At 55.0% G+C, this 21,799-nt stretch carries 18 protein-coding genes; 4 read left to right on the forward strand and 14 right to left on the reverse strand.

Going from position 1 to position 21,799, the window contains the following annotated elements; translation table 11 throughout:
* Positions 1 to 25: 25 nt before the first annotated feature.
* Positions 26 to 2,293: a DNA internalization-related competence protein ComEC/Rec2 gene (locus tag ACUN8H_RS00160; protein ID WP_445530193.1), complete on the reverse strand. Its 2,268-nt coding sequence runs from the start codon at positions 2,291 to 2,293 to the stop codon at positions 26 to 28.
* A 96-nt stretch (positions 2,294 to 2,389) separates the two neighbouring features.
* Between ACUN8H_RS00160 and ACUN8H_RS00165 the strand changes: the two genes are divergently transcribed.
* Positions 2,390 to 2,941, forward strand: coding sequence for a DUF2062 domain-containing protein (locus ACUN8H_RS00165; RefSeq protein WP_295708050.1), 552 nt, complete (start codon positions 2,390 to 2,392; stop codon positions 2,939 to 2,941).
* Positions 2,942 to 2,963: 22 nt separating this feature from the next.
* Here ACUN8H_RS00165 and ACUN8H_RS00170 read toward each other — a convergent pair whose 3' ends face one another.
* Together ACUN8H_RS00170 and ACUN8H_RS00175 are read right to left on the reverse strand one after the other, a co-directional pair.
* A complete protein-coding gene (locus tag ACUN8H_RS00170; protein WP_445530194.1) occupies positions 2,964 to 3,707 on the reverse strand; it encodes an ABC transporter ATP-binding protein in 744 nt (247 codons plus the stop codon).
* A 25-nt stretch (positions 3,708 to 3,732) separates the two neighbouring features.
* Positions 3,733 to 4,974: a lipoprotein-releasing ABC transporter permease subunit gene (locus ACUN8H_RS00175; protein WP_445530195.1), complete on the reverse strand. Its 1,242-nt coding sequence runs from the start codon at positions 4,972 to 4,974 to the stop codon at positions 3,733 to 3,735.
* Positions 4,975 to 5,209: 235 nt separating this feature from the next.
* On the opposite strand from ACUN8H_RS00175, the gene ACUN8H_RS00180 reads away from it, so the two are divergent.
* Positions 5,210 to 6,262, forward strand: coding sequence for an agmatine deiminase family protein (locus ACUN8H_RS00180; RefSeq protein ID WP_445530196.1), 1,053 nt, complete (start codon positions 5,210 to 5,212; stop codon positions 6,260 to 6,262).
* A gap of 49 nt (positions 6,263 to 6,311) precedes the next feature.
* Positions 6,312 to 7,226: a carbon-nitrogen hydrolase gene (locus tag ACUN8H_RS00185; protein ID WP_445530197.1), complete on the forward strand. Its 915-nt coding sequence runs from the start codon at positions 6,312 to 6,314 to the stop codon at positions 7,224 to 7,226.
* Positions 7,227 to 7,369: 143 nt separating this feature from the next.
* On the opposite strand, the gene ACUN8H_RS00190 is transcribed toward ACUN8H_RS00185, so the two are convergent.
* From ACUN8H_RS00190 to ACUN8H_RS00205, 4 genes are all read right to left on the reverse strand, one after another.
* Positions 7,370 to 8,326: a Nudix family hydrolase gene (locus ACUN8H_RS00190; RefSeq protein ID WP_445530198.1), complete on the reverse strand. Its 957-nt coding sequence runs from the start codon at positions 8,324 to 8,326 to the stop codon at positions 7,370 to 7,372.
* Positions 8,327 to 8,442: 116 nt separating this feature from the next.
* Positions 8,443 to 9,672 carry a bifunctional glutamate N-acetyltransferase/amino-acid acetyltransferase ArgJ gene (argJ, locus tag ACUN8H_RS00195; RefSeq protein WP_445530199.1) on the reverse strand — a complete coding sequence of 410 codons (1,230 nt, stop codon included), beginning with the start codon at positions 9,670 to 9,672 and terminating at the stop codon, positions 8,443 to 8,445.
* 55 nt (positions 9,673 to 9,727) lie between these two features.
* Positions 9,728 to 12,460, reverse strand: coding sequence for a preprotein translocase subunit SecA (gene secA, locus ACUN8H_RS00200; RefSeq protein ID WP_445530200.1), 2,733 nt, complete (start codon positions 12,458 to 12,460; stop codon positions 9,728 to 9,730).
* A 134-nt stretch (positions 12,461 to 12,594) separates the two neighbouring features.
* On the reverse strand, positions 12,595 to 12,945 hold the full coding sequence (locus tag ACUN8H_RS00205) for a hypothetical protein (RefSeq protein ID WP_445530201.1): 351 nt from the start codon (positions 12,943 to 12,945) through the stop codon (positions 12,595 to 12,597).
* A 111-nt stretch (positions 12,946 to 13,056) separates the two neighbouring features.
* On the opposite strand from ACUN8H_RS00205, the gene ACUN8H_RS00210 reads away from it, so the two are divergent.
* Positions 13,057 to 13,521, forward strand: coding sequence for a DUF721 domain-containing protein (locus tag ACUN8H_RS00210; protein WP_445530202.1), 465 nt, complete (start codon positions 13,057 to 13,059; stop codon positions 13,519 to 13,521).
* Between the two features lie 151 nt (positions 13,522 to 13,672).
* Here ACUN8H_RS00210 and lpxC read toward each other — a convergent pair whose 3' ends face one another.
* The 7 genes from lpxC to murG all read right to left on the reverse strand — a co-directional run bounded on the left by lpxC (position 13,673) and on the right by murG (position 21,766).
* Positions 13,673 to 14,584, reverse strand: a complete 912-nt coding sequence (gene lpxC, locus ACUN8H_RS00215) for a UDP-3-O-acyl-N-acetylglucosamine deacetylase (protein WP_445530203.1) — start codon at positions 14,582 to 14,584, stop codon at positions 13,673 to 13,675.
* Between the two features lie 134 nt (positions 14,585 to 14,718).
* On the reverse strand, positions 14,719 to 15,897 hold the full coding sequence (ftsZ, locus tag ACUN8H_RS00220; RefSeq protein ID WP_445530204.1) for a cell division protein FtsZ: 1,179 nt from the start codon (positions 15,895 to 15,897) through the stop codon (positions 14,719 to 14,721).
* A gap of 34 nt (positions 15,898 to 15,931) precedes the next feature.
* Positions 15,932 to 17,221 carry a cell division protein FtsA gene (gene ftsA / locus ACUN8H_RS00225; protein WP_290695163.1) on the reverse strand — a complete coding sequence of 430 codons (1,290 nt, stop codon included), beginning with the start codon at positions 17,219 to 17,221 and terminating at the stop codon, positions 15,932 to 15,934.
* Positions 17,222 to 17,526: 305 nt separating this feature from the next.
* A complete protein-coding gene (locus ACUN8H_RS00230) occupies positions 17,527 to 18,240 on the reverse strand; it encodes a cell division protein FtsQ/DivIB (protein ID WP_445530205.1) in 714 nt (237 codons plus the stop codon).
* 33 nt (positions 18,241 to 18,273) lie between these two features.
* A complete protein-coding gene (locus ACUN8H_RS00235; protein WP_445530206.1) occupies positions 18,274 to 19,206 on the reverse strand; it encodes a D-alanine--D-alanine ligase in 933 nt (310 codons plus the stop codon).
* Complete coding sequence (murC, locus tag ACUN8H_RS00240) at positions 19,203 to 20,651, reverse strand: UDP-N-acetylmuramate--L-alanine ligase (protein ID WP_445531057.1); 1,449 nt, start codon at positions 20,649 to 20,651, stop codon at positions 19,203 to 19,205. The genes ACUN8H_RS00235 and murC overlap by 4 nt, the downstream gene beginning before the upstream one ends.
* A gap of 17 nt (positions 20,652 to 20,668) precedes the next feature.
* Positions 20,669 to 21,766: an undecaprenyldiphospho-muramoylpentapeptide beta-N-acetylglucosaminyltransferase gene (gene murG, locus ACUN8H_RS00245; RefSeq protein ID WP_445530207.1), complete on the reverse strand. Its 1,098-nt coding sequence runs from the start codon at positions 21,764 to 21,766 to the stop codon at positions 20,669 to 20,671.
* Positions 21,767 to 21,799 lie beyond the last annotated feature (33 nt).

Here is a 21,799-nt window from a genome sequence, read left to right on the forward strand (position 1 = left end):
GAATTCTACCTGATGGTGCCGCGCTTCAACACCGATTGCGTCGACCTGGCAGTGGTCGGGTCGTTCTTACCTCAATGGGATGCGCTGCTTCAAGCCAGAAACGCAGCGCACCGTCCTGTGCGGTACTCCACAAACAGCTCCCCTGTTGATGAAAACGGCGCACGACGTTATCCACCGGATGTTGGAAAGCGTTATGACGACCGGCGCTAAACACCACGTGTTTGGGGGCAGTATGCCGCACGAACTGCACCCCCGAACTAGTGCTACTGCCGTGATGCCCCGCCACAAGGAACGCGACAGGCGTCGCCACTTCAAGCAAAAACCGTCGCTCTATTTCGGTACTGACATCGCCGGTGATGAGAAGCCGATGCTCGCCCACGCTCACTTCCAATACACAGGAACGGTCATTAGGCGATAGTTCATTGGCACCCGCTGGCGGCCATAAAAAGCGGTAATCAACGCCATCGCGCTGCCATGACTGCCCCTGTTGGCATGTCCGACTCGCTATTGGCAGCGTCTCACCAGCAGGAGCGGTCCATTTATTAACATGATGCGCCGTTAATAACGCATTAATACCGCCCGCATGGTCATTATCCGAATGACTGACGATCACTTGGTCAAAGCGTTGCCCTGGCGACCACAGCGACTCCAGCGGCATAAAACCGCCGCGAAAACGCGGACCGGTGTCGTAAAGTAGCCGATAGTGCTTGCTTCGCAGCTCGATTAATTGCCCCTGCCCCACATCATGCACGGTCACTCGAAGCCCCTGTTGGGGAGCCATTGATGATAGCGACCACCAGGGCAGCGCCACGACCAGTGCCGTGGAGGCTAGCCGGATACCCGGCAGCACTGCAGGCAATCCCCAGCAGAGTGACAGTAACAACAGCGCCAAGGCCAGTGGATAGGTTAAGGGGCGATCAGGTTCCCACAGCGGCCAATGCTGAACGGAGAGTGCCAAAAAAGTATGAAAAACGGTGAGTGCAACCTCAAACAAGCTCCACATCGCTTGACCGAGAAAAGGCACCAGCGATAGCAACCAACCCAGCAATGCCGTGGGTACCATGACAGAACTTACCCACGGGACGGCTACTAGGTTAATTAACGGCGCGGCGGGCGCTATGCGACCAAAAGCGACCAGCACGGCGTCAGCCATTAACGGTGCCAGCAACAGCTGTGACCTTGCCAGCGCCCAACACCAGCCTTTAATTCCACGTGGGCGCCGCCGCCCCTGCCAAATTATGATCAACCATGCCACGGCGATAAAAGACAACCACATGCCGGGTCGCCATAACGCCAACGGATCAACGATCAGCACCATCGCCATGGCCAACCACCATCCTTGCCAAGGGCTGGGGGCATGCCGACCACTGAGCACCCACAGGCCAATCAACGTCATTACCATGGCGCGCATGGCGGGCGGTGCCATACCGGCAAGCGCGGCGTAACTCATGCAGGCCGCCGCGGCTACCCACCATGGCCAAGCACGCATACGCCAGTTGGTGGGCATGGTCAAACGAGCCGCTAACTTGGCCAGCATCAATACAAACGACGCCACCAAACCAACGTGCAGGCCTGAAATAACGACCAGGTGCGTCGTGCCCGTTGCATTCAATAGTGACCAGTCGTCTTGCGTAAGCTGCCCGCTATCACCCAACGTCAGCGCCGCTAGCCAGCGCTTCGTACGGTCATCAAGCGATTGTCGGGCGATAAATTTCAACCCTAACTGGCGCAGCGATGGCCCGGCTTCTGCTAGCCGACGCGGCGCAGGGTCTTGACGCAGATAGCCCGTGGCGTGAATGCCTTCGCGCCACAGCCACTGCTCATAGTCAAACGTGCCGGGATTGGCAAAACCACTGGGTGGACGCAGCCGCAACGTCATCCGCCACTGCTCGCCAGGATAAAAGGTTTCATCGCTATAAGCCGTTACCCGCACCTTGCTGACCGCCGAACAACGTGGCCGTTGGGCTGGGCGCTGGCAGCTATCAATGCTCAGCATCAATCGCGTGGCATCTCCCATCGGCTGAGCGGTTAGCACGGTGGCATCAACGCTAACATCCTCGCCACTCAACCCTGCCGGCAAACGACTCGCCCATTCATCCTGAACGCCAGTGAACACCCAAAGACCAATCAGCAACCCGGCGAACAAGCGTGGCCGCCACACCGTTACCAGTAACGCTGCGACCAGTATCCACCAAAACGTACTTGAAGGGATGCCGACAGCATGGCCAAACCACGCCAACACCGCCCCCAAAAGCGCTGCCAGTGCGGCGGGTATTGCGCTACCTAACCGCATAGACCCTCCCTGGCGAATGTTCATTGATGGGCTAGCATAGCCGAAGGGCAATGCTATATGGATAATGGGCAGCATCGATAGGTAAGAGTATCCGTCATGCCGCGCAGGTTCCTGCAGCGCTACATGCCCAAACCCGACACCATCAGAAAACAGCGCTCACTTCGCTTTATGGCGCCGCTGATCGCAGACCCGGGTTTGTGGCTTCTCACTCGCCGAAGCGTTGCCAATGCGTTTAGCGTGGGCGTGTTTTGCGCCATGCTACCCATCCCTTTTCAGATGGTGGTCGCCGCCCTGGGTGCTCGTTTAACGCGCTGTAATCTAGCGCTTTCAGTCGGCTTGGTATGGATCACCAACCCATTAACCATGCCGCTGGTATTTTACGGCAATTACTGGATCGGCACGTTCATACTGGGGGCGCCCGTTCGAGAAGCCCCTTCCCGTATCTCCACGCGCTGGATTGCCGAACAGATGCACGACATCATGCCGCCTCTTATCGTTGGCTCGCTGGTGACAGCGATTATATTGGCGATCGTCGTCAATATCGGTATTCGCTTGATCTGGCGCTGGCACGTCTCCCATAACTGGAAACGCCGCCGCCAAAAACGTCGGCAGCGGCGCGCACAAATTGAAGCAGAGTTCGATGATTGAGCGTATTGCTCAAGTGCGATCATTAACGCGCGCTGAGTTGCTCAACCGAGGGCTGCTCAACCAATTTCCCTGCTTCTAGCTTCAACACACGGTCTTGATGAGCGGCAAGGCCTACATCGTGCGTCACAATGACAAAGGCACAGGCGCTCTCTTTGGCCAGTTCGTCCATCAGCGCCAAAATGGTGGCTGCTGTGGTCTGATCGAGATTGCCGGTGGGCTCATCCATTAACATCAAGCTTGGATCGGTAACCAGCGCTCGGGCAATCGCCACGCGTTGACGCTCTCCGCCTGAGAGCTCACCCGGTTTGTGATCCGCCCGCGGCTGCATACCTACTCGCGCCAGTATCTGCATCGCCCGCTGCTCGGCCGCCTTTTTCGACTGCCCGCGAATGATTAACGGCAACGCCGCATTTTCGAGCGCCGTAAACTCTGCCAGCAGGTGATGGAATTGGTATACAAATCCAATGTAACGGTTACGAAAGCGGCCCAGCGCCGCTTCGTTCAAGCCCGATAGCGGCTGTTCGGCAATCACTACGCTGCCTTCGCTGGGGCGATCAAGGCCACCGAGCAAATTCAATAGTGTGGTTTTACCAGAGCCGGAGCTACCCACGATGGCAACCCGTTCACCAGCGCGCACCTGCAAATTGAGCTGATCGAGTACCGTTAGATCCTGGGGCCCTTCGCTGTAAACTCGGCTCAACGTTTGGCAATCGAGCATGATGGCGGCGTCTTGCTGCGTAGGGGCCGACATCGTATTGATAGACATCATGTCATCCTTATTCCTGAAGCCATTATTCATAGCGCAATACATCCGCTGGCTGAACCCGCGCCGCACGCCAAGCCGGGTAGAGCGTGGACAGGAAGGTCAGTCCAAAGGCGGCCAATACAATACGACTCACATCGCTCCACTGGAGGCGAGAAGGCAGATCGCTAATAAAGTAAACGCCAGCATCCAAAAACTGAATGCCTAACGTGCCTTCGACCCAGCCAATCAAGTCAGCAATGGTGAGAGCCAGCAGTACGCCCACCGCGACACCAATGGCAATACCAATCAGACCAATCGCCAGCCCCTGAACAATAAAAATGCCCATGATGGAACTCGGCGTGGCGCCGATGGTACGTAGAATGGCGATATCGGCGCGTTTGTCCGTTACCACCATGACCAGCGTAGAGACGATATTAAACGCGGCCACGGCGATAATGACGGTTAAAAGCAGCGCAATCATGCGCTTTTCCATCTGTATTGCTTGGAACAAATTGCCGTGGGAGAACGTCCAGTCACTGCCCCGGTATGCGGGGCCGAGCTCATTGATGATGGCCTGCGTTTCACTGCTCGCAGCAAACAGATCATCAAGCTGAAGCCGAAGCCCGCCAATGGCGTCGCCCAAACGAGCAAGCGTCTGCATATCTTCAATGTTGGCGTAGGCCAAGTTAGCATCTAAATCAGCACCGACACTAAAAATACCGCTCACGGTGAAGCGCTTTAACCGGGGGAATACCCCGGCTGGGGTAATTGACGCCTCGGGTACCAAAAGCGTAACTCGATCACCCACGCCAACGCCAAGACTGCGCGCGAGCATTGATCCCAGCACTACGTTCCACTCACCGGGAACCAAATCAGACAATGCGCCTTCGATCATATGTTCGCCGATGATGGAGACGCGATCTTCCCAATCAGGATTGATGCCATTGACCATCGCTCCCTGATTACGGCCACCCACCGAAAACATGCCCTGCTGTTCGACAAAAGGCGCTGCACCAATCACGCGCTCTCGCTGCATTAATTCTTCGGCCAGCGATTCCCATTCGACCATCCCCTCACGGGACTCAATTTTGGCGTGTGGCACCATACCTAGAATGCGCGTACGCAGTTCGTGGTCAAAGCCGTTCATCACCGATAACACCAGAATAAGTACGGCAACCCCCAGCATTAACCCCAACATAGAGGTAAGTGAAATAAACGAAATAAAGTGGTTCCGGCGTTTAGCGCGCACGTAGCGCAGCCCCACCAGAAAAGGCAAACGATCAAGCATGGCGTCATTCCTTATTAATAAGCGCTCATGGTACGGTTTTTTTAGTCCCGCTGCATGTTCGAACGGCCATTAGAGCGAACACCATGACGAGCGTTCAGATTAAATAGGTTGCGCTTGCATCTTGCCTCACCACCGCCTACATTGCGCCGATTTACTCTTGACCGCGACGCGGCTCACTCACCCGCGCATTACATCGGTTTAATGACTATCAACGTCCGACATGACATTGGCGACTATGACCTATCGTTTGCTCCCCGAATGGTATCCACAAGACGGGATACAGTTGACCTGGCCACGCCCTGAGGGCGATTGGGCGCCTTTACTTGAACGCATCGAAGCCACCCTAGAACGTATTGTGATCGCGACCACCCGTTTTCAGAGTGTGTTGATCTGCGTGCCCGATCCATCCACGCAACAGCGTTTGGCGGCCACCTTCGACGCTTACGGCGTACCTGCCTCTCGGCTGCAGCTTATTGTCGCACCCACCGATGATACCTGGGCGCGAGACCATGGGCCGATCAGTGTTATCGATGAACAGGGCCACCTGATGATGCTTGATTACACCTTCACCGGCTGGGGCGGCAAATTCCCCGCCGAGCGGGATAACAGGCTCACCCAATGGCTTGCCGACGCAGGCATGTGGGACTGCCCGGTAACGGCACGGAGTATGGTGCTGGAAGGCGGCGGTATTGAAACCGATGGGGAAGGTACCCTACTGACCACCGAAGCCTGTCTGCTCAACCCCAACCGCAACCCAACTCTGTCGCGTGCCGATGTTGAAGCCCAGCTCGCTCAAGATTTTGGTGTTGATCGCGTTTTGTGGTTAGCCAACGGCCACTTAGAGGGCGACGATACCGACAGCCATGTCGATACTCTTGCCCGCTTTTGCGACCCATCGACCATCGCCTATGTACGCTGCGATGACCCTAGTGACCCACACTATTTAGCGCTGGCGGCGATGGAACAAGAATTGCAGTCCTTCCGACAACGCAATGGTGAACCTTACCGACTGATCGCGCTTCCGTGGCCACAGTCTTGCTTCGACCCTGAAGACGGCCATCGTCTGCCCGCCACCTATGCCAATTTTTTGATCATCAACCAGGCGGTTCTGGTGCCCACTTACGGCGATCCCGCGGATGTCACTGCGCTGCACGCGCTCGCCGATGCGTTTCCTGAGCACGCGCTAATTCCGATTGAGTGCGTTAGCGTCATTCGCCAGCATGGCAGCCTGCACTGTTTAACCATGCAGCTTCCCCAAGGCACGCTTGCCCGTGACACGCTTGCCTGAGACGCATTGCCCAACGCTTAGCCGATACTGACTGAATAAAGGAGCCATAATGCCGATGAAAGTAAGCTCGTCACTAGCCGTCGCTGTAGTGCAGCAATCCGCTTGGCCGGATAAAGCCAAAAGCCTGTCAGCCAGCGAAGAAGGTATCCGCAACGCCGTTGAGCAAGGCGCCCAGTTGGTGCTGCTTCAAGAGCTGCACGCCACGCACTACTTCTGCCAGTTTGAAGATCCTGCGTTGTTTGATCTAGCAGAACCGCTAGACGGCCCTACCGGTCAGCGGCTTGCAGCGCTTGCGGAAGAGCTGGACATCGTCTTAGTCGGATCACTGTTCGAGCGCCGTGCACCGGGGCTTTACCACAACACGGCTGTGGTATACGACCGCCACAAAGGACGCGTTGGCCAGTACCGTAAGATGCATATTCCCGATGACCCTGGGTTTTACGAGAAGTTTTATTTTACCCCTGGCGACCATGACAGCGCCCGAGGAGAAGGCTTTACCCCGATTGAAACCTCGGTCGGCCGTCTTGGCGTCTTGGTCTGCTGGGATCAATGGTATCCGGAAGCTGCCCGCTTAATGGCCCTGGCAGGCGCGGACCTGCTGCTTTACCCCACTGCCATTGGCTGGGATCCTAACGATGAGACGGCGGAAAAAACGCGCCAGAAAGATGCCTGGACTGTCATTCAGCGCGCCCACGGCGTCGCCAACGGTTTGCCCGTTCTAGTCGCTAACCGAGTAGGCTTTGAAGCGGATCACTCCGGTGTGGGTGACGGGATTCAATTTTGGGGCGGGAGCTTTATTTGCGGGCCGCAGGGAGAGTTACTCGCTCATGCTGGCGAAGCGAGTGAGCAGTTAGTCGTTCAGTTGGATATGGCACGCAGTGAAAACACCCGCCGGATCTGGCCTTACCTGCGGGATCGTCGTATTGACGCCTATGGGGATCTCACTCGCCGCTACCGCGATTAAGAAACCGTTATTAAGAAGCGTGATTAACGATTGCACTCATCACGCTAACCAGAGGCTTTAACAAAAAAAAGCCTGCCAGGGGTCAATACCCAGGCAGGCGTTTTTACAGCAAAGCGCTCATTTTATGCGTTTGGATGGGCGGGTTACTTCCAGAAATCACGAATAGACGCGATGCCCTGTGCCCCCACTGCCCGCGCGTGATTGGCATCAAATCGCGTCATACCCCCCAATGCAAACACCGGCATACCGGCGCGCTCAACCATCTGCTGGAAATCATGCCAGCCGAGCGGCGCGACCTCAGGATGAGAGGGTGTGGTGCGCAGTGGTGACAAACTCACGAAGTCGCAACCTAATACCGCCGCCTGAGTCAGCTGCTTTTGGTTATGGGTCGATGCGGAAAGCCACTTGCTTTCAGCAATCGGCCGACGCTCAAGCTGCATTAAACGCTCGCTGGTCAAATGAATGCCATCCGCGTCGATGTGGTCTAGCAAGCTGGGCTCACCATTCAGCAGCAGCCGCGCACCATGCGCATGGCAGAGGCTCAAGGCACGCTGAGCTCGGGCAAGATAAGCCGCTTCGTCCAACTGCTTGGCGCGCAGTTGCACAAGCCGAATCTTGTCTTCGTTCAATGCCCGCTCCAAATAGGCATCGAAACGCGCTTCGTCGGCCTCTTCTCCGGTAATCAAATACTCGGTAGGAAGCCTTACCGCGCGTAGAATCGGCAAATTGGCTGCTGGGAAGGGGTAGTTGGAGAGCTCGTTCATAGGCACCCAGCGTACCGCTTGGCCTTCACGGCCAAAAGGCTCGCCAGCGAACTCATGCACTTGCCATACATCCAGCAGAATATGCTTGTCTGGATACTCATGGTGCACTCGAATCAACGGCTGAGCAGAGAGGATTTCAACGCCCAGCTCCTCGTGCAGCTCGCGTTTCAGCCCCTCAAGCCCGGTTTCATAAGGCGCCAGCTTGCCCCCTGGGAATTCCCATAGCCCGCCATGATCGACGTTCGAGGGTCGGCGGGCGATCAGAACTTGCTGTTGGTCGGCGCTGATAATCGCAGCTGCCGCGACGTGAACCCTACGTTTTACCTTTATGCTCATATACTCATTTACTCGTTACGTCTTGATCCACTGCGCGCACCCATTCAGTGACATCGGTGCTATCTCGCTGCGTTTGCCTTCTATCATGTTCACTGCCCTAAACCCGAGGCAGTTTACTAGCTTCGGTAATCCGCGTTGATAGTCACATAGTCATGGGAGAGGTCAGAAGTCCACACGGTGGCACTCTCTTCGCCGCGCCCCAAGTTAATGCGAATAGTGATTTCCGGCTGCGCCATCACAGCGCTTCCCGCTGCCTCGGTGTAGCCTGCTGCACGTCCACCCTGCTCGACTAGCCGCACCCCCCCGAGATCAATCACCACACGATTGACGTCAAAGTCATCCACAGGCGCACGTCCTACCGCGGCCAAAATACGCCCCCAATTAGCATCTGAAGCATAAAGTGCTGTTTTCACTAGCGGGGAGTGCGCAACAGTAAAGGCCACATCAAGCGCCTCTTGACGACTTTTAGCTTCGTCGACCTGAAGGGTAACGAATTTGGTTGCGCCCTCGCCGTCGCGAATAATCGCCTGCGCCAGCTCAGTCATTACCCGTTGCAAGGCGTTGCTGAAAACGGCAGTCTGTTCATCATCGGTAATGTGAGGACCTGTACCGGTCGCTGCCAACATACAAGCGTCATTGGTAGAGGTATCGCTATCCACCGTGATGCAGTTAAACGAGCGATCGACGGTTTCACGCAGTAGCCGATCCAGCAGCGGTGCTTCGATAGTTGCATCAGTCACTACAAAGCCCAGCATGGTCGCCATATTGGGTTTGATCATGCCCGACCCTTTCGCGATGCCGTTAATAGTGACCTGTTGACCGCCAATATCCACCGTCACAGTGGCACCTTTAGCCCGCGTGTCGGTCGTCAAAATGCCCTGCCCGGCGTGTTGCCAAGCAGCACTGTCGTTGGCGAGATCCTTAAGGGCAGGTGCGAAACCAGACAATAAGCGCTCCATCGGCAGCGGCTCACCAATCACGCCGGTTGAGAACGGCAATACCTCTTCAGCGGTAACCCCAGCCTGCTTGGCAAGCTCCGCACAGCTAGCCCGCGCATCGCGCAAGCCTTTCTCGCCAGTGCCTGCATTGGCGTTACCGGTATTGATCAGCCAGTAGCGTGGCGAACGGTTTTCTGCACGACACTGCTCAAGGTGCTGTTTGGCCACGATTACCGGCGCTGCGCAAAAGGCATTGCGTGTAAACACCCCCGAGACCGTCGCTGTCTCGGGCAGCTCAATGACCACCACATCACGACGACCCGGCTTTTTGATACCCGCCATTGCCCCCCCAAGGCGCACCCCTTGCAAGGGTGTCAACTCTGGGAAGGGAGTGTTTCCCACCGCCATGATTCTCTCCTTTTCGGTAACCCTTGGTCAGCCGTTATGTCAGGCACAATCGCTGTTAGCTTAATTTCCCACAGCACTGCTTATACTTTTTACCCGAACCACAAAAACAGGGGTCATTACGGCCTACTTTGGGTCCTTCGCGACGCACCGGGCGCCCTTCACTGCCCGGTGCCCCCTGTTCGTTTTCGGACGGTTCAGGGGCCGGGGCGTCGTGTCGGCTAGCAGCCGTGGCCGTTTCACGCTCCAGCGCTTCGCGGCGTTGGCGCTCTAAAGCATCCACTTCTTCGGGCTGGCGAACCTGCACGTGGCTCAGAATGCGCGTTACATCTTCTTTAATGTGTTCAAGCAGGTGCTGGAAGAGCTCGAAAGACTCACGCTTGTACTCCTGCTTGGGGTTTTTCTGAGCGTACCCGCGCAGGTGAATACCGCGACGCAGGTGATCCATTGACTGAAGGTGCTCTTTCCAGCGAGTATCGAGCACCTGAAGCATGACTTGCTTCTCAAAGCGACGAATCAATTTCTCGCCCGCTGCCGCCACTTTCGCCGCGTAGGACTCGCGATGCATGGTTTGCAACCGCTCGCGCAACTGTTCTTCACTAAAGCGATCATCTTCAGTTGCCCACTTAACCACCGGCGCGTCCAGGTTGAACTCTGTTTTTAAATGCGCTTCCAGACCTGGCAAATCCCACTGCTCGGGCAGGCTTTGCGGGGGAACATAGTCGCTTATCGCTGCTTCCATAACCTCTTCGCGAATGCCGATAACGGCATCGGCAATATTATCCGCGGCGAGCACTTCATTACGCTGGTCGTAAATGACCCGGCGCTGATCATTGGCAACATCATCGTATTCGAGTAGCTGTTTGCGGATATCGAAGTTACGTCCTTCGACTTTTTTCTGGGCACGCTCAACGGCGTTGGAAACCATCTTATGTTCAATGGCTTCGCCATGCTCAAGCCCCAACGCCTGCATCAGACGCTTGACGCGATCAGAACCAAACAACCGCATCAGACTGTCTTCTAGCGACAAGAAGAAGCGAGTGGAGCCTGGATCGCCCTGGCGGCCAGCACGACCCCGCAACTGGTTATCGATACGCCGAGACTCATGGCGCTCGGAGCCCACCACATGCAAGCCGCCAGCGGCAAGCACGCCATCATGGCGCGCTTGCCACTCAGCCTTCAGCGCATCGACCTGTTCCTGACTAGGGTTTTGAAGTTTAGCCGCTTCTGCTTCCCAGTTGCCGCCCAGTACGATATCGGTACCCCGCCCGGCCATATTGGTAGCGATGGTAATCGCTCCCGGACGGCCCGCCTGAGCAATAATCTCGGCTTCGCTCTGGTGCTGCTTGGCATTAAGTACGTTGAAGTTAAGGCCTGCTTCACGCATCAGATTGGCAAGGTACTCGGATGTTTCAATCGAGGCGGTACCGACCAGCACGGGGCGACCAGCTTCAGTCTCGGTTTTGACATCTTTGATAATCGCTTCGTACTTCTCTTCGGCGCTTAAGTACACCAAATCATTTAAGTCTTTGCGCGCCAAGGGGCGGTTAGTGGGAATGACCACCACGTCTAACCCATAAATCTGGCGAAATTCAAAAGCTTCGGTATCTGCAGTACCGGTCATACCGGCCAATTTTTCATACAGACGGAAATAGTTCTGGAAAGTGGTCGAAGCAAGCGTTTGGCTTTCCCGCTGAACCGTTACACCCTCTTTGGCCTCAACCGCCTGATGCAAACCTTCCGACCAGCGGCGACCTGGCATCGAACGGCCGGTGTGCTCATCGACGATGACCACCTGCCCTTCAGAAACGATGTAATCAACATCACGATGATAAAGGTAACGTGCACGCAAGGCCGAGTGCATGTGCTGCAGCAGATTGAGGTTTTGTGCGGCATAGAGCGATTCTTCATCACCAAGTCGGCCTTCAGCACGCATCAGCTCTTCTACTTTATTGTGCCCTTGCTCGGTCAGCTCGACCTGTTTCTGCTTCTCGTCGACTAAGAAGTCACCCACGACGGGGGCTTCCTCATCTTCAATTTCTTCACCTTTCTCTAGCTGTTGAGCCAATTGGTTGACGACTTTATAGAGATCGGTGTTTTCGTCTACCGCGCCTGAAATGATGAGTGGCGTACGCGCTTCATCGATGAGAATCGAGTCGACTTCATCGACAATGGCGTAATGCAGGCCACGCTGCACTTTATCCTCTAGTGAAAACGCCATGTTATCGCGTAGATAATCAAAGCCGAATTCGTTATTGGTGCCGTAAGTGATATCACACTGGTAGGCATGGCGCTTCTCTTCGCCCGTCTGACCAGAGAAGATAACGCCAACCGAAAGGCCGAGAAATTCATACAGCGGTCGCATCCACTCCGCGTCACGACGAGCCAAGTAGTCGTTCACTGTCACCACATGAACACCTTTCCCGGGCAGCGCATTCAAATATACCGCGAGCGTGGCCACCAGGGTTTTACCTTCACCGGTCTTCATTTCTGCAATTCGACCACGATGAAGCGTCATGCCCCCCACCATTTGGACATCAAAATGGCGCATGCCCATGACGCGTTTACTGGCTTCACGGACAATCGCAAAAGCGGGCGCTAGCAGCGTATCAAGAGACTCGCCTGCTTCCAGTCGCTCGCGTAGCTGGGCGGTCTTTTGCTGTAAATCAGCAGCACTCAGTGCCTCGAACTCTGCTTCAAGTGCATTGATTTGCGGCACATTTTTGTGCATGCGTTTAACGTCGCGGTCATTTTTGGAACCGACAACTTTACGTAACAAATTATTAAGCATGAAAAATCCAAATATTCACAAACAACCCATCGGACTTTGTCTTGCATTGCAGAACCCTTCTGCAACGTATTCACCGATCAGCGTAGGCATTTACCTATCGGCGTAGGGACAAAGTAAGCATCGTGACAGCCTAATCAATGGGAAGGAGGGCCGCGCTGGGTCAAGACATCGCGCGCGGCTACCCGCAGTTTGATCGGCGCAAACCAACTGCTGAGCTGCCGTACCGGGGCAAAACGCTGGGGCCGTTGCGCCCAACGGCGTAGCGCACGCTGACGTTTAGCCACCCAGTGCGACTGCGCACGCAAGATCGCAGGTACCCATAAACAAATAGTGATACTGCGATCGCCACCGCGGAAGGCATCCGTAGGGCTTAAGCTTGCGGGTAAGAGACAGCTCACTAACAGCCCGGCCAGCCACCAACGCGCTAAGCCGTAACGACGATGTCGTCGCGGCAAAGCTGATTGAACATCAAGCGTAGCTGTCATGCTGTAGACCGGCTCCTGAGCGTGGTAAAGTTTACTAATCAGCCATCGGCGAAGGTGGCCGACATCATTAGTAGCGGTGCCTAAAATAGCTGCACCCTAGGAATTAAGCGTATGAGTATAAAGGTTAAGCGTTCTCGCGCACAGCCCATTGCCCGCCTGCTCAGCAAGTCCGGCGATATTAATCAGTTAATGCGCCTATCGCGCTTGATTGATCAGGCTCAACGGCATCTTCGCGCGCATCTACCGGAAGAGATGCGTGAACATATTTTTGTCGGTGGTTTTCGCGAAGGCCGTTTAACGCTCATCAGCGGTCAAGCCAGTTGGCTCACATGGCTACGTTTTGAGCAGCAGCGCTTGTTAGAACTACTTCATCAATTGCCCGGCTTTGAAGGCGTTAGCGGCTTTACCTTCAAGGTACGCCCTGTGCGCCCTATCGTGGCACCACCACGCAATACCCGCCGTCTTTCAGCGGATGCTGGCAAGACACTGGCCGAGTGCGCAGAGGATACATCCAACCCAGCCTTAAAACGCGCCCTAGAACGATTGGCCTCTCATGCCCGAGCACCTAGTGAATAACCGCGGCCATATCGCCATTGAAGTAGCCTATCAATATAACAATCTCCACCCCTTAAACGCATAAAGCACCGCCTAAGCGGTGCTTTAATCAAGTGGCCATGCTTGACCAGCAATTCACGACGAATTCGCTCAGTTACTCAGGGCAATTACGTTATGCCATCGCAGGGGCTGCGTAGGAGATTGGCGCCACGGCCTTATCTTCTTCAAACGTTACGATTTCATAAGCGTCTGGCTGTGCCATCAGTTCGCGACAAAGCTGATTGTTCAGTGCGTGACCGGATTTAACACCGCGGAACTCACCAATCAAGCTATAGCCAAGCTGATACAAGTCACCGATAGCATCCAGCACTTTATGCTTAACGAACTCATCTTCATAACGAAGACCGCCTTCGTTAACAATGCGATAATCATCGACCACGATTGCGTTATCTAAGCTACCGCCTAATGCCAAATTATTAGAACGCAAAAACTCTAAATCACGCATAAAGCCAAAAGTACGTGCACGCGACACTTCCTTGACAAAGGAAGTGGTCGAAAAATCGATCAATGCTGTTTGTTTCTGCTGTTCAAAAACCGGGTGGTCAAAGTCGATAGCAAAAGAGACTTTAAAGCCTTGGTGCGGTAAGAAAACGGCCTCTTTATCGCCATCTGTGACGGCAACACGCTGCTTGATGCGAATAAATTTTTTCGCAGCATCCTGCTCCAGAATACCCGCCGATTGAATCAAAAAGACGAAAGGACTCGCGCTGCCATCCATAATCGGCACTTCAGGTTCGCTAACGTCCACGTAGGCGTTATCGATACCCAGCCCGGCAAAAGCGGACATGAGGTGCTCGACGGTAGCCACCTTAACGCCATTATTGGAGAGTGCCGTGCACAGCTTAGTATCTTCAACCAACTCAGCGCGCGCAGGTACATGCACGACAGGGTCCAGATCGGTTCTGACAAACACAATCCCAGTATTGGCAGGCGCCGGACGCAAAGCCAAATGAACTTTTTTGCCAGAATGCAGGCCCACGCCGGTGGCGCGAATGACATTTTGTAGGGTGCGTTGTCTGATCATGGGCAGTAGTCGAGCTCTGATGACGGTAATGACCGTAGAGAAAAAGTTATCAAACAGTGTTCACTTTAACAGCAAGCGAGCGTTTTAGCCAATAAAACGCTCGCCCGCTGTTACAGTGCTGCTGTTATCGAGAATCAATCCGCCTGGCGGCGTAGAAACGCGGGGATGTCCAGATAGTCGTCGGCTTCGGTAGCACGACGCTTTTCAGGACGAGATTTAGCGGCGGCTTCAGGTGCTTCAGCGCGCGCGGTGGCCTGCTGACGCATTACCGTTGGTTGTTGCAGCTTGCGGTAATCAGAAGAAGACTCCGCTGCTGAGCGACGAGCGGGCTCACGGGCGGCCGTTTTGGCCTTGTTACCGTCCAGGCCTGCTGCCACTACCGTTACACGCAGCTCATCGGACATTTCCATATCAATGGAGGTACCCACCACGATAGTAGCGTCCGGCGACGCAAACTCTTGCACGGTAGCACCGACATCATTGAACTCGCCAATCGACAAATCAGGGCCAGCAGTGATGTTGACCAGGATACCGCGCGCGCCATGAAGATCGATATCTTCCAGCAGCGGGCTGCGAATGGCTTTTTCGGCAGCTTCACGAGCGCGGTTTTCACCCGTCGCTCCGCCGGTACCCATCATCGCCATGCCCATTTCGGACATTACAGTGCGCACATCAGCGAAGTCGACGTTGATGATACCGGGGCTGGTAATCAGCTCGGCAATCCCTTGAACCGCTCCCAATAGCACATCGTTAGCAGCGCTAAACGCCGTTAGCAGCGTGGCATTTTTGCCCAGCACCGACAGCAGTTTTTCATTAGGAATGGTGATCAGCGAATCGACGTGCTCAGAGAGCTCTTTCATGCCCTCTTCTGCCGCGCGCATGCGCTTTGGCCCTTCAAAGGGGAAGGGGCGCGTCACGACTGCGACGGTGAGAATGCCTAGTTCTTTAGCAACCTGAGCAACGACCGGCGCACCACCGGTGCCTGTACCACCGCCCATTCCGGCAGTGATAAAGACCATATCGGCGCCTACCAGCAACTCCGCAATACGTTCGCGGTCTTCCATTGCGGCTTGGCGACCCACTTCAGGATTGGCACCTGCGCCTAACCCTTTGGTGATTTCACTGCCCAGTTGCAATACCGTTTTCGCCGAAACGCGCTTGAGCGCCTGCGCATCGGTGTTAGCGCAGATAAACTCAACGCCTTCGATATTGCTTTCGACCATGTGGTTAACAGCATTGCCGCCACCGCCGCCAACACCAACCACTTTGATGACCGCACTGCTCGAGGGTGCGTTATCTACCAATTCGAACATAAGCCCCGTCTCCTGAACCGCGCTTGCGGCCCTGTCAGAAATTTCCTTTGAACCAGCCTTTAATTCTTGCCAGCGCCGAATGGTCTTCCTTGATATCACGCCGGGCAAGCTCATTACGGCCCTTATGGGCAGCAACCACTCCCCCGTGGCTTCTTAGGCCTTGCCCATGACGCGTTTCTTGCAAGGCATAATGCAGCAGACCAACGCCCGTCGCATATATGGGGTTACGCACGACATCCGCTAAACCTCTAACGTTTTGCGGACATGCGATGCGAACAGGCATATGGAAAATTTCTTCTGCCAATTCGCTAACTCCTTCCATGCGCGAGGTACCACCGGTAAGCACTATCCCGGCGGCCACCATGTCTTCATAGCCACTTCGGCGCAACTCATCTCTTACTAGCGTAAACAGTTCTTCGTAGCGCGGCTCTACCACTTCAGCGAGTGCTTGGCGTGATAGGTCACGTGCAGGACGATCACCTACGCTAGGTACTTTAATCATTTCATCGCTTGACGCTAAGTGAGTAAGCGCACAAGCATATTTCACTTTGATCTCTTCAGCATGCTGGGTGGGCGTGCGTAGCGCCATGGCAATATCGTTAGTGACTTGATCACCGGCGATAGGAATAACCGCTGTATGACGTATGGCACCTTCGCTAAAGATCGCCATATCGGTCGTTCCGCCACCGATATCGACCATGCAGACACCCAGCTCACGCTCGTCTTCCGTTAGTACGGCCATGCTTGAGGCGAGCTGCTCTAAAATAATAGCATCTACCTCGAGCCCGCAGCGACGGACACACTTTTCAATATTTTGCACCGCATTCAATGCGGCTGTCACCAAATGCACCTGCGCTTCCAGGCGCACGCCGGACATACCCAGGGGCTCACGAATGCCTCCCTGCGCATCGATTGAAAACTCTTGAGGCAATACGTGCAGTACGCGTTGCCCTTCTGAAATAGCGCGTGCTCGTGCGGAATCAATAACACGCTCTATATCGGAAGGTGTTACTTCGCGCTCTTTAATAGCCACGACGCCATCAGAATTCATTGAACTGATATGACTACCGGCCACGCCAACATAGACAGAGTGGATATCACAGCCAGCCATTAACTCGGCTTCTTCAACGGCACGCTGGATAGACTGCACCGTTGATTCAATATTGATTACAACTCCACGCTTCATACCGCGGGAGGGGTGTGAACCAATACCGGCAATTTCTATTCCGCCATCATCGGTAGGTTGACCGACTATCGCGACGACCTTGGACGTTCCAATGTCCAGCCCGACCACCATATTGGATGCGTTGGGTGAGCCTGCCATGAGTCGGTAAATCTCCTTGCATGATTATTAAAATAAATAATTAGTCGGATACCGCTTAATCCAACATTTAAAGCGTGCTACCCAAAATAAACAGTGTGTCGTTTTGACACTCACTAAGTGCAAATAGCTAAAAATAAAAGCCACTTAATCAACATCTAGCCCATAGTATAGAAACAATAGACGTAATACGACTACTACAAACCCACAATAATAGCCATAGGAAGCAATTTAAAGCCGATAACGGGCTTTTTCAATGATGGCAACCACTCACTTTTACACCTTATTTGCAGCAAGTAATAGAAGCATTACTCATCTTGCACAGCAAATTCACTTTGTCCGTGCCACGCAACAGCGACCCCGTTAGGATAACGCAGATCGATATAGCGAATCTGGTCGCCTAAAGTGTATAACTCTCTTTGCCATGAAGCCGATAAACGTGCCAGACGCACTTCATGTTGACGACGCCCTAACATTACCCAAGCACCATCGTTTAATTGCAACCGCCATGCACCGCGAGGCTCTAAGCGAAGCTGGGTCAGTTTAAGTGATAATTGGGCAAAATGCGGCAAAAGCCGCTGATAGTAGTCCAACACTTCTTCGCTGCTTCCCGCGGGACCGGCCATGTCCGGCAGGCCCGACGGCGCGTTTAAAGGCGCAAAGGCGAAAGGCTCACCTTCTGGATTAAGTAAAAAATCGTCATTCCAGCGTGCCACGGGCTGTTGCTCAATGAGCTCAAACACTAACGCATTGGGCCACTCACGGGTAATGCGCACTTCGTTCAACCAGCCTACCTGCAGTGCGCGATCACGCAATTCACCTAAATCAGCGGACAGCCACGTAGCATCAATTACCAACGGCGCCAGCTGTGTGCGTAGGTAATCAGCGCTGACATACTCCCATTCCCCACGGATAGACACTCGCTCAATGGGGCGGTCTAGCCACAGCCAAAGCGCTCGCCCACCCGCACCCATCAGCAAGGCCAACAGGATAACGCCCAGCCAAGCATTACGCCTTTTCATAAGGCACCCTGTATAACAAACTCATCATAGTGCTTATTGCCCGCCTGCGGCTTTCAGTATCGCCAACACCAAATCGTCGAATGAAAGTCCCGCATGGGCCGCAGACTGAGGCACCAAACTGTGATCAGTCATCCCAGGCACGGTGTTGACTTCTAACAGCCAGAACTGCCCTTCACTATCGCGCATGACGTCAACGCGGCCCCAGCCTACGCCGCCAATGGCTGAAAACGCCTGCTGACACAGCTGCGCTAACGCTTCTTCGTCAACGACAGATAAGCCGCATGGCAGGTGATACTGTGTGGTGTTAGCGATATATTTTGCTTCGTAGTCATAAAAGCCACCGGGCACCTCAACGCGAATCGCCGGTAACACTTGATTACCCAGTAGGGCAACCGTGTATTCGTCGCCCACTATAAAGCGCTCTGCCATCACACGTGCATCGTACTGCGCCGCCTCGTGGTAGGCGGCTTCAAGCGCGGCCTGGCTTTTGACAATGCTGATACCCAGCGTAGAACCTTCATGCACGGGCTTTACAATCAGGGGCAAGCCAAGCTGTGCCACTACCGCTGACCAGTCCGCCGCGGCATCCAACATAATACTTTCAGGCGTCGGCAAGCCCACCGCGCTCCACACCTGCTTGGTGCGCTGCTTGTCCATACCTAGCGCCGAGGCAAGCACGCCACTGCCGGTATAAGGAATATTCAAAAGTTCCAGCGCCCCCTGCAGGGTGCCATCTTCCCCGCCGCGACCATGTAGGGCAACAAAGACCACAGAGGGCGCTAACTGCTCCAAACCTACCAAGCCATTGTCCTTGGGATCATAGCCAGTCGCGTTAACACCTTTACGTTGAAGTGCCTCCAGCACTGCCGCACCGCTTTTAAGCGATACTTCACGCTCTGCTGAGGTGCCGCCATATACCACGACGACGTTGTCCAACGATGGTTTTTTTGCTACGTCATCACTCACAGCGCTACCTCGCTCATCACTAACCGTGCCTGCGCCAAGCGCAGAGAAATACCGCCTACATCACCGGCGCCTTGGGTAATGAGAATATCGTCAGGGCGTAATACGTTGGCTAATAACACAGGTAGTTCATTCTTATGCTCGACAAAGAGCGGGTCGACTTCGCCGCGCTGACGGATTGACCCAGCCAGCGTTCTTCCTTCGGCCCCTGGGATCACCGCTTCACCCGCGCTGTATACGTCTAGCAATACAAGCGTGTCGACTTGGGAAAGCACCCGTACAAAATCTTCATATAAATCGCGAGTACGGCTGTAGCGGTGCGGCTGATAAAGCATCACCAGACGACGATTGGGCCAACCTGCGCGCACCGCTTGAATCACCATGTCGACTTCACGGGGGTGGTGGCCGTAGTCATCGACCAGCATGATATCCCCACCGCCTTTGGGCGCAGGGAAATTGCCATGCACCTGGAATCGGCGGCCGACACCTGCAAAGCCCGCCAACCCGCTCAAGATCGCGCTATCGCTAACGCCTGCGTCAGTGGCGACGACAATGGCCGCCATTGCGTTGAGCGCATTATGGCGGCCAGGCATGGCCAGGCGCACCGCTAACGGCTGAGCGCCACCCGGACGTAAGGCGGTGAACGAGACTTCGCCTTCACGCTGGGCAAAATCGACGATGCGATAATCGGCATCGTTATCAAAGCCATAGGTGACGAACTGACGCTTCACCTGATCACACAGCACGCGCACATGCGGGTCATCAATACACAGCACCGCCAAGCCATAGAAGGGCAAATTATGCAGGAACTCGATGAAGGTGTTTTTCAACCGTTCGAAGTCACCGCCATACGTCGCCATATGGTCAGCATCGATGTTGGTAACGATCGACACCATGGGCTGTAAATGCAAAAACGAGGCGTCAGACTCATCAGCTTCAGCGACAAGATAGTCGCCTTCGCCTAAACGCGCATTGGCACCGGCGCTGGTCAGCTTACCGCCAATCACAAAGGTTGGGTCCAAGCCCCCTTCTGCCAGCAGCGTCGCCGTTAAACTGGTCGTCGTGGTTTTACCGTGGGTGCCCGCAACGGCAATACCATGGCGAAAACGCATCAATTCAGCGAGCATTTCAGCGCGGCGGACTACCGGCACACGATGCTCATGGGCCCAGCGAATCTCTGGATTCGTCTCATCAATGGCACTAGACACGACGACCACATCGGCGTTTTCAACATTCGCCTCGGCATGACCGATCGCCACGCACACACCGCATTGCCGCAGCCGCTCCACGACAGAAGAGTTTTTCATGTCGCTACCGCTGACGTTATATCCCTGGTTCGCCAATACCTCTGCGATACCGCACATACCGGCGCCACCGATGCCAACGAAGTGAATCCGCCGAATCCGTCGCATGCCCGGGCCAGCGGGAGTGCGCTGAGTAGGCGTCATGGTTTTATCTGAATCGGTCACGCAGAGTCTCCTAGCGGCACCATCGCCAAACACCCTTCGGTAAGACGCTTCGTCGCATCCAAATGCGCCGCTTGACGGGCTTTTGCGGCCATTTCAGCCAGGGTGTAAGGGACGAGTAATTGAGTTAAAAATTCGCTTAATCGCTCAACGGTCAGCTCCGACTGAACGACACATTTCGCGGCGCCTGCCTTGACCAACACCTGCGCGTTAATACGTTGATGATCATCGACAGCAAAGGGAAAAGGTACCAATAGCGAAGGCTTGGCTGCCGCGGCTAGCTCCGCAATGGTGAGCGCTCCTGAGCGGCAAACCACCAAGTCGGCCCACTCATAGGCGGCCGCCATATCATCGATAAAAGGGCTGACGTCAGCACTTACGCCGTGCTGATGATAATTTTCGGCAGTGCTCTCTTCACGGTTCTTACCCGCCTGGTGACGCACCTCTGGGCGCTGCTCAGCCGGCAGTGCGGCCAGCGCGGGCGCCAGTCGTTCATTCAGCGCCACCGCACCAAGCGAGCCCCCCACCACTAAAAGCCGTAGTGGCCGGGCAGAGAGCGCTTCAACATTCCGCGGCGTACTGCCCAGCATCGCAATTTCGTCGCGCACGGGGTTACCAATCACTTCCGCCCGTGCCCCAAACGCCTCAGGGAAAGCAGCATAAGTGCGCTTGGCCAGTCGCGATAAAACGCGATTAGTCAGCCCTGCCACTGCGTTCTGCTCATGAATCACTAACGGCACGCGTGCAAGCCATGCGGCCAAACCACCCGGGCCGCTAGCAAAACCGCCCAAACCTACTACCACATGTGGCTTGAACGCTCGGATCACCGTGCGCGCTTGTAAGACGGCACGGCTCAAATTGAGCGGTGCTTTTAGCCAGCCCAATAAACCGTTACCGCGTAGTCCGCTAATGGCGATCGTGTGCAGTTTAATGCCGGCCTCAGGGACGAGGCGGTTTTCGATGCCTCTAGGGCTACCCAGCCATTCAACATCTACCTGCTGTGCCTGCAGCGCCTTCGCCAGCGAAAGCGCTGGGAAGACATGACCGCCGGTGCCGCCTGCCATTATCAAAACTCGCCGCCTAACGTTAGTCTTCACATCAAACTCCTAATAACACCAAGCGACATAGCG

Source organism: Vreelandella sp. V005, assembly GCF_052645115.1.

What these genes read in the sequence shown, in the direction of transcription:
- ACUN8H_RS00160 (WP_445530193.1), bottom strand. Translation starts at nt 2,293, where the DNA reads ATGCGGTTAGGTAGCGCAATACCCGCCGCACTGGCAGCGCTTTTGGGG.
- ACUN8H_RS00165 (WP_295708050.1), top strand. Translation starts at nt 2,390, where the DNA reads ATGCCGCGCAGGTTCCTGCAGCGCTACATGCCCAAACCCGACACCATC.
- ACUN8H_RS00170 (WP_445530194.1), bottom strand. Translation starts at nt 3,707, where the DNA reads ATGTCTATCAATACGATGTCGGCCCCTACGCAGCAAGACGCCGCCATC.
- ACUN8H_RS00175 (WP_445530195.1), bottom strand. Translation starts at nt 4,974, where the DNA reads ATGCTTGATCGTTTGCCTTTTCTGGTGGGGCTGCGCTACGTGCGCGCT.
- ACUN8H_RS00180 (WP_445530196.1), top strand. Translation starts at nt 5,210, where the DNA reads ATGACCTATCGTTTGCTCCCCGAATGGTATCCACAAGACGGGATACAG.
- ACUN8H_RS00185 (WP_445530197.1), top strand. Translation starts at nt 6,312, where the DNA reads ATGCCGATGAAAGTAAGCTCGTCACTAGCCGTCGCTGTAGTGCAGCAA.
- ACUN8H_RS00190 (WP_445530198.1), bottom strand. Translation starts at nt 8,326, where the DNA reads ATGAGCATAAAGGTAAAACGTAGGGTTCACGTCGCGGCAGCTGCGATT.
- argJ (WP_445530199.1), bottom strand. Translation starts at nt 9,672, where the DNA reads ATGGCGGTGGGAAACACTCCCTTCCCAGAGTTGACACCCTTGCAAGGG.
- secA (WP_445530200.1), bottom strand. Translation starts at nt 12,460, where the DNA reads ATGCTTAATAATTTGTTACGTAAAGTTGTCGGTTCCAAAAATGACCGC.
- ACUN8H_RS00205 (WP_445530201.1), bottom strand. Translation starts at nt 12,945, where the DNA reads ATGACAGCTACGCTTGATGTTCAATCAGCTTTGCCGCGACGACATCGT.
- ACUN8H_RS00210 (WP_445530202.1), top strand. Translation starts at nt 13,057, where the DNA reads ATGAGTATAAAGGTTAAGCGTTCTCGCGCACAGCCCATTGCCCGCCTG.
- lpxC (WP_445530203.1), bottom strand. Translation starts at nt 14,584, where the DNA reads ATGATCAGACAACGCACCCTACAAAATGTCATTCGCGCCACCGGCGTG.
- ftsZ (WP_445530204.1), bottom strand. Translation starts at nt 15,897, where the DNA reads ATGTTCGAATTGGTAGATAACGCACCCTCGAGCAGTGCGGTCATCAAA.
- ftsA (WP_290695163.1), bottom strand. Translation starts at nt 17,221, where the DNA reads ATGGCAGGCTCACCCAACGCATCCAATATGGTGGTCGGGCTGGACATT.
- ACUN8H_RS00230 (WP_445530205.1), bottom strand. Translation starts at nt 18,240, where the DNA reads ATGAAAAGGCGTAATGCTTGGCTGGGCGTTATCCTGTTGGCCTTGCTG.
- murC (WP_445531057.1), bottom strand. Translation starts at nt 20,651, where the DNA reads ATGACGCCTACTCAGCGCACTCCCGCTGGCCCGGGCATGCGACGGATT.